The sequence below is a fragment of the Variovorax monticola genome, assembly GCF_051216855.1.
Classification (GTDB): Bacteria; Pseudomonadota; Gammaproteobacteria; order Burkholderiales; family Burkholderiaceae_C; genus Variovorax.
The window spans coordinates 313383-326413 of the sequence record NZ_JBPJZP010000005.1 but is presented as its reverse complement, the minus strand read 5'-3'; the positions used below and the strand labels follow the sequence as shown (position 1 = coordinate 326413).

General features: G+C 68.1%; 14 protein-coding genes. 4 read left to right on the top strand and 10 right to left on the bottom strand.

From position 1 onward, the window contains the following. The first annotated feature begins 20 nt into the window (after nucleotides 1-20). A complete protein-coding gene (locus ACSFA5_RS19340) occupies nucleotides 21-1598 on the top strand; it encodes a M48 family metalloprotease (RefSeq protein ID WP_435445654.1) in 1578 nt (525 codons plus the stop codon). Nucleotides 1599-1625: 27 nt separating this feature from the next. Here ACSFA5_RS19340 and ACSFA5_RS19335 read toward each other — a convergent pair whose 3' ends face one another. From ACSFA5_RS19335 to ACSFA5_RS19325, 3 genes are all read right to left on the bottom strand, one after another. Then, entirely contained in the window at nucleotides 1626-1979 is a 354-nt protein-coding gene (locus ACSFA5_RS19335) for a phage holin family protein (RefSeq protein ID WP_435445653.1), read from the bottom strand. Nucleotides 1980-2066: 87 nt separating this feature from the next. Then, nucleotides 2067-2531 (bottom strand): hypothetical protein, encoded by a 465-nt coding sequence (locus ACSFA5_RS19330; protein WP_435445652.1) that lies wholly within the window; start codon nucleotides 2529-2531, stop codon nucleotides 2067-2069. 73 nt (nucleotides 2532-2604) lie between these two features. Further along, the gene (locus ACSFA5_RS19325; protein ID WP_435445651.1) at nucleotides 2605-3351 is read right to left on the bottom strand and encodes a TerC family protein; all 747 of its coding nucleotides are present in this window, start codon (nucleotides 3349-3351) and stop codon (nucleotides 2605-2607) included. Nucleotides 3352-3837: 486 nt separating this feature from the next. Between ACSFA5_RS19325 and ACSFA5_RS19320 the strand changes: the two genes are divergently transcribed. Together ACSFA5_RS19320 and ACSFA5_RS19315 are read left to right on the top strand one after the other, a co-directional pair. Beyond that, on the top strand, nucleotides 3838-4323 hold the full coding sequence (locus tag ACSFA5_RS19320; protein WP_435445650.1) for a DUF3717 domain-containing protein: 486 nt from the start codon (nucleotides 3838-3840) through the stop codon (nucleotides 4321-4323). A gap of 2 nt (nucleotides 4324-4325) precedes the next feature. Further along, a complete protein-coding gene (locus ACSFA5_RS19315) occupies nucleotides 4326-4631 on the top strand; it encodes a putative signal transducing protein (RefSeq protein ID WP_435445649.1) in 306 nt (101 codons plus the stop codon). Nucleotides 4632-4743: 112 nt separating this feature from the next. Here ACSFA5_RS19315 and ACSFA5_RS19310 read toward each other — a convergent pair whose 3' ends face one another. Together ACSFA5_RS19310 and purB are read right to left on the bottom strand one after the other, a co-directional pair. Further along, a complete protein-coding gene (locus tag ACSFA5_RS19310) occupies nucleotides 4744-5304 on the bottom strand; it encodes a YaeQ family protein (protein ID WP_435445648.1) in 561 nt (186 codons plus the stop codon). After that, the gene (gene purB, locus ACSFA5_RS19305; RefSeq protein ID WP_435445647.1) at nucleotides 5304-6683 is read right to left on the bottom strand and encodes an adenylosuccinate lyase; all 1380 of its coding nucleotides are present in this window, start codon (nucleotides 6681-6683) and stop codon (nucleotides 5304-5306) included. Before purB ends, ACSFA5_RS19310 begins: the two co-directional genes overlap by 1 nt. 130 nt (nucleotides 6684-6813) lie before the next feature. On the opposite strand from purB, the gene ACSFA5_RS19300 reads away from it, so the two are divergent. Beyond that, nucleotides 6814-7425, top strand: a complete 612-nt coding sequence (locus ACSFA5_RS19300; RefSeq protein ID WP_435445646.1) for a glutathione S-transferase N-terminal domain-containing protein — start codon at nucleotides 6814-6816, stop codon at nucleotides 7423-7425. Nucleotides 7426-7467: 42 nt separating this feature from the next. On the opposite strand, the gene ACSFA5_RS19295 is transcribed toward ACSFA5_RS19300, so the two are convergent. The 5 genes from ACSFA5_RS19295 to ACSFA5_RS19275 are packed head-to-tail and all read right to left on the bottom strand — an operon-like array spanning nucleotide 7468 to nucleotide 13015. After that, nucleotides 7468-8262 (bottom strand): SDR family NAD(P)-dependent oxidoreductase, encoded by a 795-nt coding sequence (locus ACSFA5_RS19295; RefSeq protein WP_435445645.1) that lies wholly within the window; start codon nucleotides 8260-8262, stop codon nucleotides 7468-7470. Then, a complete protein-coding gene (locus ACSFA5_RS19290) occupies nucleotides 8259-9572 on the bottom strand; it encodes an MFS transporter (RefSeq protein WP_435445644.1) in 1314 nt (437 codons plus the stop codon). The genes ACSFA5_RS19295 and ACSFA5_RS19290 overlap by 4 nt, the downstream gene beginning before the upstream one ends. A gap of 17 nt (nucleotides 9573-9589) precedes the next feature. Beyond that, complete coding sequence (locus tag ACSFA5_RS19285; protein WP_435445643.1) at nucleotides 9590-10804, bottom strand: class I SAM-dependent methyltransferase; 1215 nt, start codon at nucleotides 10802-10804, stop codon at nucleotides 9590-9592. A 22-nt stretch (nucleotides 10805-10826) separates the two neighbouring features. Beyond that, nucleotides 10827-11672 carry a DUF1365 domain-containing protein gene (locus tag ACSFA5_RS19280; RefSeq protein WP_435445642.1) on the bottom strand — a complete coding sequence of 282 codons (846 nt, stop codon included), beginning with the start codon at nucleotides 11670-11672 and terminating at the stop codon, nucleotides 10827-10829. Continuing rightward, nucleotides 11669-13015 carry an NAD(P)/FAD-dependent oxidoreductase gene (locus ACSFA5_RS19275; protein WP_435445641.1) on the bottom strand — a complete coding sequence of 449 codons (1347 nt, stop codon included), beginning with the start codon at nucleotides 13013-13015 and terminating at the stop codon, nucleotides 11669-11671. The genes ACSFA5_RS19280 and ACSFA5_RS19275 overlap by 4 nt, the downstream gene beginning before the upstream one ends. Between the last annotated feature and the right edge of the window lie 16 nt (nucleotides 13016-13031).

Genomic DNA, 13031 nt, shown 5'->3' with positions numbered 1-13031 from the left:
GCCCGAGCCACTGACGAGGATTGCCGCGCTTGACTCCCGAACACCCCCGAAAAAGCCAGCTGACGCACGTCCTGCGGCCGTTGTGTGCTACTGTTTTGGTAGCGTCGCAGGCGCTGCTTCCCGCGCCGGCCCTGGCGCAGCTGCAACCGTTTCAAACCGTCTTGCCCGGCATGGGCGACGGCGGCGAAATGACCGCCAGCGCCGAGCGCCACCTGGGTGACCAGATCGCCCGCGAGCTGTACCGCGACACCGACTACATCGACGACCCGGTGATCGCCGCCTACGTGCAGGACATCTGGCAGCGCCTGCTCGCCGCCGCCCGCGCCCGCGGGGAGCTCACGCCCGAACTCGACGAGCGCTTCGCCTGGACGATCCTGCTGGGCCGCGACCGCAACATCAACGCCTTCGCGCTGCCCGGCGGCTACCTCGGGCTGAACCTGGGCCTGGTGGCGGCGGTCGGCAGCCGCGACGAGCTGGCCACGGTGCTCGGGCACGAGCTCTCGCACGTCACGCAGCGCCACATCTCGCGCATCATGGACAAGCAGGGCAAGCAGCTGCCGCTCATGATCGCCGGGCTGATTCTCGGGATGATCGCCGCCGGCCGCAGCCGCAGCGGGGACGCCGGCCAGGCCGTGGTCATGGGCAGCCAGGCCCTGTTCATGCAGAACCAGCTGAGCTTTTCACGCGACATGGAGCGCGAGGCCGACCGCATCGGCTTCGGCGTGATGACGCAGGCGGGCTTCGCGCCGCAAGGCGCCGCCGCCATGTTCGAGCGGCTGCAGTACGCCTCGCGCCTGAACGACAACGGTTCGTTCCCCTACCTGCGCAGCCACCCGCTGACCACCGAGCGCATTTCGGACATGCAGGGCCGCTTCCAGTTCCGCATGGACGCGGCGCCGCCGGTCCCCCTGCTCATGGACCACGCGATGGTCGCTTCGCGCGCCCGCGTGCTGACGCGCCCCGGCGTCGACGTGCTGCGGCTTTGGATCGACGCCGTCTCCAGCGGCGAATTCGCCAAAAACGCGCCCGCCCAGCAGGCCGGCATGCTCTACGCTGCGGCGCTGTCGGCCAAGGAAATGCGCGACTACAAGACGGCGCGTGCCCAGGCCGAGCGGCTGATCGCGCGCACGGCGGACGACAAGGCCGCGGCGAAGCAGGCACGCTGGCTCGCTGCGGAGATCGAATTGGCCGCCGGCGCCGCGCCCAAGGCGGCCGCGCTGCTCGACGCCAAGTCGAAGGAGCGCCCCGAGATGCTGCTGTCCGCCGAAGCCGCCACCGCCATGCGCCAGCCTGCGCCCATGGTTCCGGTGTTGCGCGACTGGGTGGCCGCGAACCCGCGCGATGCGACGGCCTGGCGTGCGCTTGGCAACCTCTACGGTGCGGAGAACGACACGCTGCGCGCGGTGCGTGCCGATGCCGAATCGAACGTCGCCATCCTCGACTACCCGGCAGCGCGCGACCGCTTCAAGGCCGCGCAGGAGCTGATTCGCCAGTCGGGCAAGCCCATCGATCACTACGAGGCGTCGATCGTCGACACCCGTGCGCGGGCCGTGGACGTGCTGGTGAAGGAACAGGCGGCGGAGCCGCCGTTGAAGTAACAGGCCACGGGCGCGTGGCGCCCCGGCTCAGCGCCTGGAAAGCAGTCCGCCCAGCGCGGACTCGATCACCAGCCCCAGCAGCGAGTAGATCAGCGAGCCGATCAGCGCCGCCACGAAACCGTTGACGTGAAAGCCGCCGAGCAAGCCCGAAGCGGCCCAGAACAGCAGCGCGTTGATCACGAACAAAAACAGCCCGAGCGTGACGATGGTGACGGGCAGCGTCAGCACCACCAGCACCGGCCGCACGATCATGTTGAGCAGTCCGATGACCGCGGCCGCGATCAGCGCGGAGCCGAAGCTGTTGACCTGGACACCGCTGTAGAGATAAGCCACCGCCAGCAGCGCGACAGCGCTGAGCAGCCATTTGATGATGATGCGCATGCGGCGCAGGATAACGCAGGCCCCGCAAAACAACGAGCCCCGGTGCGTTGCGCACCGGGGCTCGTCGAAGCCAAGGGGTGGCCTGTCCTACTCGGCCAGCTCGTTCGCCATGACCAGCAGCGCGCCCATGCCCATCACGGCGCCGGGAAAGGCCCAGCCCGACTGGTGCGCTGGCTTCTGGTCGGGCGTCACCGGCTCCATGTCGACACCGATCTTCGGGCGGCGCGCATCGACCACATGGACCGCGCCATGCTCGCGCTTGAGCAGCGCCGTGAGGTCGGCGAGCGGGCCCTTGGCCAGCACCGGGGTCACCTGGCCGCCGTTGCGCTCCAGCAGCGGCAGCATCTGCGCCTGCACCTTGCTGAACCACTTGGCGCGCCAGTTCTCGCGCGCGCTGTGGCTCACCCACTTGCTGATGCGATGCGTCATGCGCGGCGCGCAGGCCACCAGCACCCAATGGCGCGCCACGACGCTGCCCGCGTCCGGCGCGAGTTCTGCGAACTGCTCGCTGGCGTAGGTGACGTCGTCGACGTAAAGAATGATCTTTTCCATGGCGTGCTCCTTCAGGTAGTTAGAGTGACAGAGGTTCTGCGGGGCAGGAAGTTTGTTGAACGGGCCGCGAGGCTCAGTCGGCGGCCACGGCCGTGGCCGGCTTGTTGCGCGCATTGCGTGCGGCCGTCCACTTGCCCAGGGCCAGCACCAGCAGCGCACCGGCAATGCCGGCGCCGTACTTCACGACGTCGGTCTGCGGCACCTTCGGCACCCAGGTCCAGGCCGCGGCGTTGGCCAGGGCCGGGTCGGACACGGCCATCGTGCCGGCGATCCAGCCCAGCAGCATGCCGCCGAGCGTGATGATCATCGGGAACTTGTCCATCAGTTTGATGACCAGCTGGCTGCCCCACACGATGATCGGGATGCTCACGAGCAGGCCGAAGATCACGAGCGGCATCTGGTGGCCTTCGCCTGCGCCCTGTGCGGCGCCGGCGATGGCGATGACGTTGTCCACGCTCATCACCAGGTCGGCAATGATCACGGTCTTCACGGCACCCCACAGCTTGTCGCTGCCGGAGATGTTGCCGTGCGCGTCGTCATGCTCGGGCGCCAGCAGCTTCATGCCGATCCACACCAGCAGGATGGCGCCGACCAGTTTCAGGAACGGAATCGCCAGCAGCGTGAGCGCGAAGAAGATCAGGATGACGCGCAGGATGATGGCGCCTGCGGTGCCCCAAAGGATGCCCTTGGTGCGTTGCGCGGGCGGCAGCTTGCGGCAGGCCAGCGCGATGACGACGGCGTTGTCGCCGCCGAGCAGGATGTCGATCATGATGATCTGACCGACTGCGACCCAGAATTCCGGGGCCATGAACATTTCCATAAGTTCCTCTTTGTCTTCGCGCCCCTGTCTCTCCCTTCAGGGGTGACGACGGAAGGCGCATGCCGATGCGTTTCGATTCATCCTGCGCGGAGAGGATCGAAAGCGGGGGGTGAAGACCGGGGGACCGGGAGCTTGCGAACGCTTCGACCAAACCTGCACAGGTTCAAATCGAAGGTCTTGCTCGACAGCGCGCGCGCAAGTGCGCGTTCGTTGCCCGACAGGCCGGAAGTGTTTTGCTTCGTATTGACGACCTGGCGATTCGCGCTGCCGTGGACAGCGGTCGGGAGCTACTCCCCTTCGTGGGGCGGATTAAAGCATCGAAGCCCGCGGAGGTGCAATCGAAAGTTTCCATGGGCTTGAAGAGAACCGCTTGGAAACGCGCATGAACAGTGCGTGTGCTGCTATTTCTTTTGTAGCGATCTTGTCCCTTCGGCGCCTCGGGACATTGCCGGACTATGATCGCCGTCCGCTGTTTTTTCACGTTCCATGGCCGCCATACACATCACCGACATCGAGGCCGCCATCAACCACTGGCGCGAGAAGACGCCCTCGCCCGACGGCATCACGCTCGGCCCTGAATTGCGCGCGCTGGCCGAGGTCTACGCGCTCATGGTCTTTCATCACGAGGACGAGGTCGACGAGGTCGGCTTCCCGCCCAAGGCCTGGGCCGCCTGGATGGCCTGGTACGAGAGCACGCCCGACACGCCCTGCATCGCGATCTGCTCCACCAGCCAGGGCGACGACGAATGCAAGGGCTGCGGGCGCAGCTTCGACGAGGTGCAGTTCTGGCCCGCCATGACCGCCGTCGAAAAGCGCGCCACGTGGCGCCGCATCACCATGGAAGACTCGGCCTGGCGCTTCAACCGCTATGCCGAACGGGCGCGCGAGGTGCGTGACTCGGCTTCGCCGTCGTCCGACGCCGAGGCAGCGCCCGAGCGCGATCCCGACGACGAAAAGAACCGGGCTCCCTGACCATGCGCCGTCTCGCGCAAGCCCCCAACCTGGCCATCGCGACCGTGTGGGCGCACGCGTTGCGCGAAGAGGGCGTGGCCGCCACGGTGCAGCGCGAGTTCCTGGGCGCGGTCATGGGCCAGCTGCCGCCCGACCAGTGCCTGCCCGAGATATGGATCGACGACGAGACCCAGTTCGAGCTCGCGCAGCGCCTGCTGCACGAGTTGCAGAACCGGCCGCAGCGCAGCTGGCTGTGCGTGTGCGGCGAGCAGGTCGAAGGCGGCTTCGAGCAGTGCTGGCAGTGCGGCGAGATGATGCCGGCTGCCTAGAAGGCGCCTCCTTAGGCGAACACCACGGATGCGGCTTTGCCGGGCCGCAGGTGTTGCCCCCGGTAGGGGGTTGGAGAAGCGACACGAAGTGCGCGAAGCCTGGGGGCGAGCTTTATTTCCAGCGCAGCAGCTCGACGTCGATGCTGTTCGTGCCGTCGCCCAGCGTCAACGTGTTTTCCTGGATGGTCGCCTGCAGCTGCATGCTGCGCTGCGCCAGCGCGGCCAGCGCCTGCGAGGCCTCGGTCGGCACGCGGTAGACCTTCAGGTTCTTCGGCCGCGCGAGCTTGTTCTCCATGCCGCGCCACCAGATCTCGGCCGCGTGGTTGAAGCAGTACACGATCACCTCGTCCGCCTTGCCGCAGGCCTTCAGCACGGGCTTGTCCTCGGGCTGGCCGACCTCGATCCAGATCTTGATCTGGCCGGTGAAGTCGCGCAGCCACACGTCGGGCTCTTCCACGTTCGACAGGCCGGCACCGAAGGCCAGCGTGCCGTCGCCGTTGCAGATGTCCTGCAGCTGGTGCGCGTTGAGCGCGAGCGCCACGAGCCGGATCATCATCCGCTCGTCGGTTTCGCTCGGGTGGCGGGCCAGGGTCAGCGCGTGGTCGGCGTAGTAGCCGTGGTCGATGTCGGCCACCGCGAGCGTGGCCTTGAAGATGGTGGACTTGAGCGCCATCAGATGCGCTTGGCCAGCTCGGCTGCCTTGCCGACGTAGCTGGCCGGCGTCATGGCCAGCAGACGGGTCTTTTCCTCTTCCGGAATTTCCAGCGAACGAATCAGCCCGTGCAGCGCCTCGGCCGTCACGGTCTTGCCGCGCGTCACTTCCTTGAGCTGCTCGTAGGCGCCCTGCACGCCGAAGCGGCGCATGACGGTCTGGATCGGTTCGGCCAGCACTTCCCACGAGGCGTCGAGGTCTTCGGCCAGCGCTTCCTCGTTGAGCTCCAGCTTGCCCAGGCCGGTGGCCAGGCTCGCATACGACAGCGTGGCATAGCCGAAGGCCACGCCGATGTTGCGCAGCACCGTGCTGTCGGTCAGGTCGCGTTGCCAGCGGCTGATGGGCAGCTTTTCGCTCAGGTGGCGCAGCACCGCGTTGGCCAGGCCCAGGTTGCCTTCGGCGTTCTCGAAGTCGATCGGGTTGACCTTGTGCGGCATGGTCGACGAACCGATTTCGCCCTTCTTCAGGCGCTGCTTGAAGTAGCCCAGGCTCACGTAGCCCCAGATGTCGCGCGAGAAGTCGATCAGGATCGTGTTGGCGCGGGCCACCGCGTCGAACAGCTCGGCCATGTAGTCGTGCGGCTCGATCTGGATGCTGTACGGCTGGAAGCTCAAACCCAGCCCCAGCGGCGCGGGCGTCTCGACGACCTTGCGGCTGAAGGCTTCCCAGTCGAACTCGGGCCAGGCGGCCAGGTGGGCGTTGTAGTTGCCGACCGCGCCGTTCATCTTGCCCAGCAGCTGCACCGAGGCGATCTGCGCGCGGGCCTTGGCCAGGCGCACCGCCACGTTGGCAATTTCCTTGCCCACGGTGGTCGGGCTGGCGGTCTGGCCGTGGGTGCGCGCGAGCATCGAGACGTCGGCGAACTGGTGCGCCATTTCGCGCAGCTTGGCAATCAGGCCGTCGATGGCCGGCAGCATCACCTTTTCGCGCGCGGCCTGGATCTGCAGGGCGTGGCTGGTGTTGTTGATGTCTTCGCTGGTGCAGGCGAAGTGCACGAACTCGGCGGCGGCCAGCAGCTCCGGGCGGGCTTCGAACTTGGACTTGATCCAGTACTCGACCGCCTTCACGTCGTGGTTGGTGGTTTTTTCGATTTCCTTGATGGCCAGCGCGTCGGCCTCGGAAAAGTGGGCAACCAGGCCCAGCAGGTACTTGCGGGCGCCGCCCGTGAGGGGCTTGAATTCGGCGAAGCCGCAGTCGGACAGCGCAATGAACCACGCCACCTCGACTTGCACGCGCCGGTGCATGTAGCCCTGCTCGCTCATCAGCGGACGCAACGCCGCGAGTTTGGCCGCGTAGCGACCGTCAAGGGGGGAGAGGGCGGAAACGGTGGAAAAGCTCATGCCCGAATTTTAGGCGGCTGCCGCTCCGTGGGGCGGTACCTACACATCGGCGTCGATTTGGGGCCCAGGTTTTCCCGTTCACCTAAAATGACTATTAACGAATGTTGTAAATCTTAGGGAGAGAGCCTTCATGAAACTGATCGGATCCGCCGCCAGCCCGTATGTGCGCAAGGTGCGCGTGGTGCTGGCCGAAAAGCGGCTCGATTACCAGTTTGTCATCGAAGACGTCTGGGCTGCCGAGACCACCATATCCAGCTCCAACCCGCTGGGGAAGGTGCCCTGCCTGATCATGGAAGGCGGCGAGGCGATGTTCGACTCGCGCGTGATCGTCGAATACCTCGACACCCTGTCGCCGGTCGGCAAGCTGATTCCGCAGCAGGGCCGCGAGCGCGCCGAGGTCAAGACCTGGGAGGCGCTGGCCGACGGCGTCATGGACGCCGGCGTGCTCTGGCGCCTGGAAGCCACCTGGGCCGGGCGCAACGACGGCGAGCGCAGCGCCGCCTGGATCGAGCGCCAGCGCGCCAAGGTCGAGGACGGCGTGGCCGCCATGGCCAAGGGCCTGGCCGACAAGCCCTTTTGCAGCGGCATTCACCTGAGCCTGTCGGACATCGCGGTGGGCTGCACGCTGGGCTGGCTGGCCTTGCGCTTTCCTGAGATCGACTGGCGCGCCGACCACAGCAACCTGGCCAAGCTCTACGACAAGCTGATGCTGCGGCCCAGCTTCATCGACACGAAGCCCTGACAAAAACCCTGAAGAAAGGCGCCGACGGCGCCTTTTGCATTTCTAGAGCCCGGTGAGCCGCGCCACCGCCGGAAAGTACAACCGGTACGGCAGCAGCCGCATCAGCTTCATCCAGAAGGTGAAGCGGCGCGGAAAGTGAATCTCGAAACGGCCCCGGCGCCAGCCGTCGAGCATGGCTTCGGCCGCGGCGGCGGGCGTGATCAGCGCGGGCATCTTGAAGTCGTTCTGCGCCGTGAGCGGCGTGTCGACGAAGCCCGGCTGCACCAGGCTCACGCCGATGCCGCGCGCATGCAGGTCGACGTACAGCACCTCGGCCAGGTTGGCCAGCGCAGCCTTGGTCGGCCCGTAGGCCAGGCTTTTGGGCAGCCCGCGGAACCCGGCCACGCTGCCCGTGATGGCGATGTGGCCCGCGTTGCGCGCCACGAAGCCGGGCAGCACCGCCGCCAGCACATGCAGCGCGCCGACATAGTTGACCTGCTGGTGCACCAGCATCGTGTCGAGCGAGAACGCGTCCGCGCGCAGGGCGTCGTAGGTGGCGGCGTTGTGCAGCACGAAGTCGATCGCGCCGGTCACCGAGAGCAGATGCGCGTGGGCGGCAGCCACCGAGGCGGCGTCGCACACGTCCAGCGGCAGCGCGATCACGCGGGGCGGCTGGCCGGCCTCGTTGTGCAGCGCCGCCAGTTCGTCGAGCGCTTCGCCGTTGCGTGCCGACACGCCCACCCGCGCGCCGCGCGCGAGCAGCGCCAGCGCCGTGGCGCGGCCGATGCCCGAGGACGCGCCGACGATCCACGCCGTCTTGCCCTGCCAGTCGGTCAGCGGCGGATTGAATGGCTTCAAGGAGAGACTTTCGGGAGGGGCAAGGAAGAAGAAGCGGAAAGGCCCGGCCGGATCACCAGCGCCCACAGCGCCAGCCCCGCCGCCACCTTGAGCACGCAGGGCAACAGGCAGTACGCCAGCGACAGCGCCTGCAGGGCCGTGGTTTCGCGCGCGCCGGGCACGTAGCCGGCCAGCCCGAGCAGGGGCAGCGCCAGGCCGGCGGCCAGCGCCAGGTTGAGCTTGGTCGCGAAATTCCACCAGCCGAAGTAGGCGCCGGCGTTGGGCTGGTCGCCGGCCTCGGCAATGATCCCGGCCAGCAGCGCGCCCGGCAGCACGAGGTCCGAGCCGATGGCAAAACCCGACAGCGCGCACACCACCAGGAAGGGCACCGCGTCGCCCGCGCCCATGGCGCCGGCCCCCGCGAACACCACCACCGACATGCACATGCCGCCCAGCCACGAGCGCGCCAGCCCGAAGCGCCGCACGATGCGCAGCCACACGGGAATCGATGCCGCGGCCATCACGAAATAAAGCCCCAGGAACGCGGGCTCCATCGACGTTGGCGCCTGCAGCCTGTCCTGCACGAAGAACAGCACCAGCGTGGCCGGCACCGCGCTGGCGATGCCGTTGAGCACGAACACCGCCAGCAACCGGCGAAACGCCGAGCGGCGCAGCGGCAGGCGCAGGTCGACCGTCACGTGCGGGCCGTGGGCGCGCACCGGGCGCGGCGCCTGCGTCCACATCAGCCAGCCGACGACCAGCAGCACGCCGAAGAGCGCGACCATCGCGGGCAGCCCCGCCACCGTCGGCACGACCGACGCCAGCACCACGCCCACCAGCCCCATGCCTTCGCGCCAGCCCACGATGCGCCCGCGCTGCACCGCGTCACCGCCCAGCATCGCGCCCCACGACTGGTGCGCGATGCTCAGCATGCTGTAGCCCGCATAGGTCACGGCCAGCAGCACGGCCGCCGCCGCCAGCAGCGCGCCGTGGCGCGCCGGGTCGACCAGCAATTGGGGAAAGAACAGCAGCCCGAAGCCCAGCAGCAGCACGCCCGCTGCGAAGGCGCCGAAGCCCAGCACCGCCCGCGGCGAGCGCGCATGCAGCCGGTCGCTGAGCCGCCCGAGCAGCGGATCGATCAGCGCGTCGAGCAGCCGCGCGCCCAGCAGCACCGCGCCCAGCGTCGCCAGCGGCACGCCGAAGGCGCGCGCGTAGTGGTTGGGCAGCAGCACATACAGCGGCAGCGCGACGAACGCGAGCGGCAGCCCGAGCAGCCCGTAGCGCAGGCCGTCGAGGGTTCCGAAGCGGGAGGAAGAAGGGGCAGGAGGCACGAAAAGGCCGCGCGTTTCTATCGCTTGCGCAGCGTGTACTGGACCACGTCGATGTTGGCCTGCGAGAACGCGGCCTCGCAGTAGGCCAGGTAGAACTCCCAGATACGCATGAAGCGCTCGTCGAAGCCCAGTTGCAGGATGTGGGCGCGCTGCGCCAAAAAGCTCTCGCGCCAGCGGCGCAGCGTCTCGGCGTAGTCGGCACCGAAGGCGAACTCGTCCACCACGTCCAGCCCCGCGGCTTCGGCCTCGCGGCGGAACTCGCGCGGGCACGGCAGGCAGCCGCCCGGAAAGATGTACTGCTGGATGAAGTCGGTCGAGTCGATATAGCGGTCGAACAGCTCGTCGTCGATCACGATGCTCTGCACGCAGGCGCGACCGCCCGGCTTGAGCAGCCGGCTCACGCTGCGGAAGTAGGTCGGCCAGTATTCGCGGCCCACGGCCTCCACCATCTCGATGGAGCACACGGCGTCGAAGGGCGCGTCCTGGATGTCGCGGTAGTCCTGCAGCCGCAGGTCGGTGCCCATGCCGGCGGTGCGGTGCTGGGCGAAGGCCAGTTGCTCGGTGGACAGCGTCACGCCCGTCACCGAGGCGCCGAAGTCGGCGGCGGCCATCTCGGCCAGCGCGCCCCAGCCGCAGCCGATCTCGAGCACGCGGTCGCCTGGCTTCACCTGCGCCAGCTCGAGCGCGCGGCGCACCTTGGCGCGTTGCGCGGCGGGCATCGGCCTGGCGAGGTCGCCTTCGAACCAGGCGGACGAGTAGTTCATCGTCTCGTCGAGCCAGAGCTTGTAGAACGCGTTGCCCAGGTCGTAGTGCGCATGGATGTTGCGCGAACTTCCGGTCTTGCTGTTGCGGTTCATGATGTGCCGCACGCGGTACACCAGCCGGCCGAACCAGCTGCCGTACACCACGTCCTCGATGGCGCGGCGGTTGGCGATGAACACCTTGATCAGCTCGGTGAGGTTGGGCGTGGTCCAGTCGCCGGCGATGTAGCTCTCGGCAAAGCCGATGTCGCCCGACTTGAGCGCCGCCTGGCACACGTTCCAGTTGCGCAGCGTGAGCGAGGCCGTGGGGCCGCTGCCCGGCGTGACGCCGAAATGGCGCACCGAGTCGTCCGGCAGGCGCACGGTGAGCGAGCCGTAGGACAGCCGCTGCAGCAGGCCGAGCACGGTGCGCGCGGAACCGGGAGCGTCTTGAGGAAGCGAAAAACGGGAGGCCGTGGTGGTGGAGGTCATTGCAATACCTTCGTGCGTCGCACTACGGTGCGAGCTTGCTTGGGGCGGCCCGGCGCGCCGCGCGCGGATTCGCCTGCTGCTGCGGGTTGTCGCGTGAAACGAAATGGGTGGGCGGCGCCGGCTTGGGAACGAAAGGCACGCGCTTGAGCCAGAGCTTCGCGGCCTGCCAGTGGATGCGCGCGATCAGCCCGAAGGTCATGGCGGGGTAGCGCCACAGCGCGCGCCGCACGCTGGCCGCGGTCATCGGCACGAGGTCGCCGCTCACGCTGGTCTGCAGCAGCGCTCCGTCGGCGTCGTCGTGGTCGATGCGCACCACGGTGCGCGTGAGGTCGGCGTCGACGAAGAAGCGAAAGCGGTAGTCGCCGGCGACGTGGCAGAACGGCGAGACATGAAAGGCCTTGGCCGCCTTCAGTTCCGCGCCGTACACGGGCCGGTCGAGCAGGTAGCAATGGCGCTCGCCGAAGGTATTGTTCACCTCGACCACGATGGTGCGCAGCACGCCTTCGGGTGTATGGCAGTACCAGAAGCTCACCGGCTTGAAGGTGTAGCCGAACACGCGCGGGTAGCAGTGCAGCCAGGCTTCGCCGGTGGCGTCATGGATCTGATGCGCGGCCAGCAGCTCGTCGAGCCAGCCCAGCGCGCCGCCCTGCCCGGGCGTGCGGCCGTCGCCGTGGTCGACGTCGTGGAAGGACAACAGGGCCCGGCGGTTGAGCGCCAGCGTGCCGGCGGGCCGTGCGCGCAGGGCCCGCATCGGCAGCATCAGGAAGTAGGTCGGGTAGGCGAAGGCGTTGCGCGCCGGGCGCAAGCGCGTGTGGCGCACCTCGCCGAAGCCCATCAGCGGGGTCGGCATCGGCGGCACCTGGCTCATACCAGCGCACTCCCCATGGCGTCGATCGGTGCATCCTGGCCCGCCAGGCGCTCGCGCAGGCCCTTGGCCGCGGCCAGCCCGGCCTTCAGGCCGTCTTCGTGGAAGCCGTAACCCATCCACGCGCCCGCGAACCAGGTGTTGCGCTGGCCTTGCAAGGCGGGCACCTCGCCTTGCGCGCGGATCGCGGCAAGGTCGAGCACCGGGTGGTCGTAGTCGTATTCGGCCATCACCTGACTACGCTGGATCTCGCGCACCGGATTCAACGACACGACCACCGGTTGCTCCCACGGCAGCGGCTGCAGCTTGTTCAGCAGGTAATGCAGGCAGACCCGGCCCGCCTCGTGCTCGCCGGCGGCTGCACGCTCGTAGTTCCAGGCGGCCCAGGCGGAGCGGCGCTGCGGCAGCACGGCGGCATCGGTATGCAGCACGGCGTGGTTCGCCTGGTAGCGGATCGCGCCGAGCACCGCGGCCTCGGCCGGGCTGGCATCGCCCAGCATGGCGAGCGACCGGTCGGAATGGGTGGCCAGCACCACGTGGTCGAAATGCTCGGTGCCGGCGTCGGTGGTCACCAGCACGTCGACACCCGTGCGGCTGATGTGGCGCACCGGTGTGTTCAGGCGCTTGTCGGCCAGGCCGGCGACGATCTTCTCGACGTAGTGGCGCGAGCCGCCGCGCACGGTGCGCCACTGCGGCCGGTTGGCGATCTGGATCAGGCCGTGGTTGTGGCAGAAACGGATCATGGTGGCCACCGGAAACGCCAGCATCTGCGTGGTCGAGCAGCTCCAGATGCAGCCCATCATGGGCAGGAAGTACCAGTCGCGAAAGGCCGCGCCGAAGCGGTGCGCGTCGAGGAACTCGCCCAGCGGCTGGGCCAGTTCGCCTTCGGTGCCGGCCTCGGCGATGCGCGTGGTCAGGCGGTTGAAGCGCAGCAGGTCGCGCAGCATGCCGAGAAAGCGGCCGTCGAACAGGTTGCGCCGTTGCGCGAACACGGTGCTCAGGTTGTTGCCGCTCCATTCGAGCGGGCCGCCGCCGTCGTCGCGCGTGGCCTGCACCGAGAACGACATCTCGGACAGCGCCGTCTCGACGCCGAGTTCAGCGAACAGGCGGATCAGCTGGGGGTAGGTGCGGTCGTTGTAGACCAGGAAGCCGGTGTCGACGCCGTGGGCGATGCGGGTGGCGTCGGTGGCCGAGCGCGCAAGTTCGATCGTTGCCGTATGGGCGTGCCCACCGAAGTAGTCACTGGCTTCGAAGAGGGTGACGGCCGCCACGTCACGCAGCGCGTGGGCTGCGGCCAGCCCCGAGATGCCGGCGCCGACAACCGCGATGCGGGTGATGTGCGTCAAGGCGCACCACCCGACC

What these genes read in the sequence shown, in the direction of transcription:
- ACSFA5_RS19310 (WP_435445648.1), bottom strand. Translation starts at nt 5,304, where the DNA reads ATGGCGCTCAAGTCCACCATCTTCAAGGCCACGCTCGCGGTGGCCGAC.
- ACSFA5_RS19330 (WP_435445652.1), bottom strand. Translation starts at nt 2,531, where the DNA reads ATGGAAAAGATCATTCTTTACGTCGACGACGTCACCTACGCCAGCGAG.
- ACSFA5_RS19300 (WP_435445646.1), top strand. Translation starts at nt 6,814, where the DNA reads ATGAAACTGATCGGATCCGCCGCCAGCCCGTATGTGCGCAAGGTGCGC.
- purB (WP_435445647.1), bottom strand. Translation starts at nt 6,683, where the DNA reads ATGAGCTTTTCCACCGTTTCCGCCCTCTCCCCCCTTGACGGTCGCTAC.
- ACSFA5_RS19335 (WP_435445653.1), bottom strand. Translation starts at nt 1,979, where the DNA reads ATGCGCATCATCATCAAATGGCTGCTCAGCGCTGTCGCGCTGCTGGCG.
- ACSFA5_RS19280 (WP_435445642.1), bottom strand. Translation starts at nt 11,672, where the DNA reads ATGAGCCAGGTGCCGCCGATGCCGACCCCGCTGATGGGCTTCGGCGAG.
- ACSFA5_RS19320 (WP_435445650.1), top strand. Translation starts at nt 3,838, where the DNA reads ATGGCCGCCATACACATCACCGACATCGAGGCCGCCATCAACCACTGG.
- ACSFA5_RS19325 (WP_435445651.1), bottom strand. Translation starts at nt 3,351, where the DNA reads ATGGAAATGTTCATGGCCCCGGAATTCTGGGTCGCAGTCGGTCAGATC.
- ACSFA5_RS19285 (WP_435445643.1), bottom strand. Translation starts at nt 10,804, where the DNA reads ATGACCTCCACCACCACGGCCTCCCGTTTTTCGCTTCCTCAAGACGCT.
- ACSFA5_RS19315 (WP_435445649.1), top strand. Translation starts at nt 4,326, where the DNA reads ATGCGCCGTCTCGCGCAAGCCCCCAACCTGGCCATCGCGACCGTGTGG.